This window comes from Peptoniphilus sp. oral taxon 386 str. F0131, from assembly GCF_000090945.1.
Lineage (GTDB): Bacteria > Bacillota > Clostridia > Tissierellales > Peptoniphilaceae > Anaerosphaera > Anaerosphaera mikwangii.
Window position 1 is genome coordinate 846440 of the sequence record NZ_GL349422.1, and the last position, 4601, is coordinate 851040.

At 29.7% G+C, this 4601-nt stretch carries 3 protein-coding genes; 2 read left to right on the forward strand and 1 reads right to left on the reverse strand.

Features of this window, described 5'->3' with window-relative positions; all coding sequences use genetic code 11:
* Window positions 1-45 precede the first annotated feature (45 nt).
* Window positions 46-2235, reverse strand: a complete 2190-nt coding sequence (locus HMPREF0629_RS03980) for a stalk domain-containing protein (RefSeq protein ID WP_039856850.1) — start codon at window positions 2233-2235, stop codon at window positions 46-48.
* A 143-nt stretch (window positions 2236-2378) separates the two neighbouring features.
* Here HMPREF0629_RS03980 and HMPREF0629_RS03985 point away from each other — a divergent pair, with 143 nt between their 5' ends.
* Entirely contained in the window at window positions 2379-3122 is a 744-nt protein-coding gene (locus HMPREF0629_RS03985) for a hypothetical protein (RefSeq protein ID WP_009222080.1), read from the forward strand.
* Window positions 3122-4228, forward strand: coding sequence for a tetratricopeptide repeat protein (locus HMPREF0629_RS03990; protein ID WP_009222081.1), 1107 nt, complete (start codon window positions 3122-3124; stop codon window positions 4226-4228). The genes HMPREF0629_RS03985 and HMPREF0629_RS03990 overlap by 1 nt, the downstream gene beginning before the upstream one ends.
* Window positions 4229-4601 lie beyond the last annotated feature (373 nt).

Below are 4601 nucleotides of genomic sequence, written 5' to 3' on the forward strand. Positions count from 1 at the left end.
TTTATTAGATTTAATCTAATAAAAGGATTTTTTAATTTAATTATTTTAGTTTGGAACTGTACTGTTTTGATTTTTATTTACAGTATTTTTATTCGAGTTTGTTTTAGGATGTTCTACATTTTCAGGTTGAGTTTGAGGAATAACATCTTGAGCATTGTTTGGAATTTCAAGTATTGAAATTGTTTTTGAGCTTCCTTCATAGGACACATCCATTCCAAGCGCTTCTGCAATAAACCTGATTGGTACAAAAGTTCTTCCGTCTTTTATAAAAGCTGCCGCATCTATTTCCTGGTTATTACCATTTATAGATATATATTTTTCATTTAACGGTATGCTTATATTCTTATCAGCATATAAGATATTTACTGTTTTTGCAGTTTCGTCATAAGATATATCTCCTCCAAAGCCTTCAACTATAAATCTAACAGGTACAAAGGTTCTGTCATTTTTAATAAATGGAGCTGAATCCATTGTTTTATTTTCTTCATTTATCATATAGGATTTTTTGTCTATATTCATTTTGATGAGTTTTGCACTGTGATCATAGATCTTTGCAACGGAACTTATACTTCCTGCATTTACAATTATGTCCGATACAGCTTTTCCGTTAAATGAAAGAATTTTTAAGTTTCCGTTTTGATCAAATTCTCCGTTAAACCCATCTAAAGCATATGTTAAAACTCTCGGACTTAAAATAACTTCTTTCTTATTTTTGAGTATTGCTTTAGTGGTTACATTTAACGTCTCATTTTCAGCAATTCTTTTTTTATCTGTATTGACTATTAATTTTTCGATATAGTTAAAATCTTTGACTTCGATTTTTTTTGTTGCAGATATACCTTCTTCAGTGGATAAAATCAGATTAATTTCACCGGGAACAAGTGCCAAAAATAAGTTTTCATTCCAAGTTCCGTCTTCCTGATTCATACCGAGTAAAGAATATTTTAAATTATCAGTTTTTATCGGTTTCAGATTTTCATTCCAAGCGCCACCGAGTCCGAATTCTGCACTTTCGCCAACTACCATTATGTTAGGACCTTTTATTTTAACTCCCGCAACTACGTTTGAATCAGGAGCAGTGTTGAAAATTCCAATACCGCTTACAACTTTTCTTTCTCCTGCGTTTCGTTCCGGATTTATAACTCTTGTTCTTTCAAATTCTCCAAGATTTTTAAGAACCATTGCAGTAGATCCTCCGCCATCTAAATTAAGTGCTTTGTAAGCTCCGATGGATTTCATAAAATCTGATAATTGAGATAGTTTTAATCCTGAACTTCTCTTTGTTCTACCTTCGGCAGATGCAATATATAGAGTTTTTCCGTCTTGGGATATACCTGCGGCTGTTCTTGCTCTAACTCCACCAAGTACGTTTATATCTTTAGTATATTTTACAACTTCACCATTATCTACTAACAGTGCGTGCCCTCCTATCAGAAATTTAAAATCTTTATCCGGAGTTATTGCATATTCAATATTTATTTTATCGCCGATTTTTACGTTTGACTTTATAAATTCGTAAGCTTTACCTTCCACTTGAAGTATATATTTTCCATCCGGTACGCTAAAGTCAAAATTTTTACTTTCACTTATTTTTTCAATTACTCCATCGGAATTTACTAATATTTCAGTATTTTTTTTGTCTCCTCTTGATTTTGAAGCCCAAAAATCATTGTATAGCTGAATTTTATTTTGATGAGAATATTCGTTTGTAGGTTCATACCAATAATATGATTTGTTAAGTCCGTCAATTGGATATGATTTTCCATTTGGAGCAGTTACTTTTCCGCTAAATGAAATTTGTTCAATCATAGCGGTATTATCTGATGTAATACCGAGAGAATACAGTCCTGTATATACACAAGGTGAGCTTTGCAGCTTTCCTTCTATAATTGACGGGCCTTCAGGCGAACCTTGAAGTATCATATTAAAAAAATCACCATTTACAAGTGCAGTTGCATCTGTTGCGTTTGCCATTTCAGATACAGTTGCTCTTTTAGTATATTTTCCCTTACCTGCGACAACTGAAAGATTTAAGTACGGATTAGTCAAATCGCACTTTAATAAATTTATAACAGTGCTTTTGCCGTCATAATCTACGATGTGCTCTTCTCTGACAACTCCCGGACTTATAGTTTCCGTAAAGTCCTGTTTTGCAAATACATTTGAATTTGGCAACAGTACTATAATTAACGAGAAAAGCAAACATAAAAATTTCTTTTTAAAATTAAATTTCATCATTACCTCCTAAGCATATATATTAAGTATAGTATTTATTTACAATTTTCTCAAATACTTTCTTTAATATAATTATATTAGCTGGAAAAAATTTTTGATTTTATTTATAATGTAAAGTAGTCAATAATAATAGAGGTGATTAAATGAATTATATGAACGATTTAAAAATGGTTTATTTAAAGGCGATTAAAGAAACTGAAATAAGAATAAAGAAAAATCCGGTAGTGTTATTATTTCCGATGATATATGGGCTGTTGATATTTGCATCTACGATAATATTCGGTATGTTCACAACAACGCTATTGGGAAATACATATATTATGGGATTTTTAGCTCCTGTATTATATTCATTAATAATGTCAAGTTATTTTGAATTTCTTTCGGATATAAACAGCTATAATAGAATACGATTTAATAATATAGGAAATACTTTTACAAAAAATTTCAGGCAAATATATTCAGTGTATTTTATAATGATACTGATATCTTACATTACATCATTTGTCGGTGACTTGTACTTTATATTATCGTTTGTAATTTTTATTTTATTAAATCCGATAAGTGAAGCGGTATATATTAGAGGAGAATCATATATATCAGCTTATAGCTATAGTTTAGAATTTATGAAAGACAATGCATTACACTGGTTAGTTCCGTTATTCATTTATTTGGGAGTAATTTATTTGGCAGTAGGAAAATATGATACACTGACTCTACTATATAACCCTATATCATTGTTGACGGGAATAAAATTTAATGCTGCAAATATTTTTAAGTTTGTAGGCTCATCATTTCTTACAGCGGTATATGTTATTTTCAGAGGAGCTTTATTTAACATACTTAGTAGAAGTACGATGAGAAAAAGACAATATATGGGTGAAATATAATGTATTTAGAAAAAATAGTAAAAGATAGTTTGAAGAATATAGTTTTTTTAGAATTAAAATCTAAAACTAAAGTCGGAAATATAGAATTAGATACAGAAACACCTCTTCCGATTAATTTAAACAGTTTAATAGGAGGAATAAAAAAAGGGAAACTTGGTGAAAATATAAATATAGAAATAATAGATGAAGCTATAGTTTATTTGCTCGGGATAGAACCGGACTTTAAATACAGTGATGATTATGTAAAAATAATTAACTCTACAATAAAAAACCTTAAAGAATATATAATGTATTTAAGCTATATGGCATCAAAAAACAGCAATTATATTGATAGTTATATTTATATTAAATCAGCGGAATTATTACTTGAATATGATGAAGAAGTAGAATTTACGAAGATAAACATAATCGAAAAAATATATAACGAAAACTTAAACAAACTGAAAGACGATGAGAAATCCAAACTATTAAAAGATATAATAAACGGATATGAAAATATACTGAAAGTGAATGATAAGAATTCACTCTGTTATTATAGACTCGGCTTTATAAATCAAGGATTAAAAAATTATCTCAAATCGAAATTGTACTTTGAAAAATTTTTAAATACAGCGTCCGAAGATATGGAAGTATTAAAAAATGAAGTCAGAGATAATTTACAGGAATTAGAAGATTATGCAAATATTGAAACATCACAAACATATATAAGCTATGGAAAGTTTCAGGAGGCATATAAAATACTTCAAAAAGTTTCGGATTTATATCCCAATAAAGACGAATTATATTATCTGTTCAGTATATGCCAATATAATTTAGGATTTAAAACAGAAGCATTAAACAGTATAGAAGAAGCAATTAAAATAAATGAAAAAATAGAAAATTATTATAATCAAAAGTCGATATGTCTTATATCATTGGGAGAAGAAAGTTTAGCGGTGGAAAATTACAAACAGGCAATAGATTTAATAGAAGACAGCTATATTTTAAATTATAATTTAGGTATGCTTTTGTTTAATATCGGCAATATAGAATACAAAGAATATCTAAAGAAAGCATATCATATAAGCCCAAATGATGAACTTTTAAAAATAGTGAATGAATTATAAAAAATCATATTGACACATGAAAAATCAAATGGTAAACTAATGAAGTCGACGAAGTAAGTTGACAAAAAGCCTGAAAAAAGTTCTTGACAAAAGAGCAAAAGGCGTTATATAATATTAAAGCTACTTTAAGAGTGGCAAACCTTGATAATTAAATAGTGTAAGAGAAAGAAACACAAGCAAAGCAAAAAGCTTAGCGGAAAAAGTCAGTGAAAGAAACTGAAAGCTAAGGATACAAATTTCAATTGAGAGTTTGATCCTGGCTCAGGACGAACGCTGGCGGCGCGCCTAACACATGCAAGTCGAGCGATGAAAAGGATTTGGAGTTCTTCGGGACAAAGAAACCTTGGATTAGCGGCGGACGGGTGAGTAACAC

Excerpts from the sequence above, each read along its gene's own strand:
- HMPREF0629_RS03990 (WP_009222081.1), top strand. The coding sequence starts at position 3,122 with ATGTATTTAGAAAAAATAGTAAAAGATAGTTTGAAGAATATAGTTTTT.
- HMPREF0629_RS03985 (WP_009222080.1), top strand. The coding sequence starts at position 2,379 with ATGAATTATATGAACGATTTAAAAATGGTTTATTTAAAGGCGATTAAA.
- HMPREF0629_RS03980 (WP_039856850.1), bottom strand. The coding sequence starts at position 2,235 with ATGAAATTTAATTTTAAAAAGAAATTTTTATGTTTGCTTTTCTCGTTA.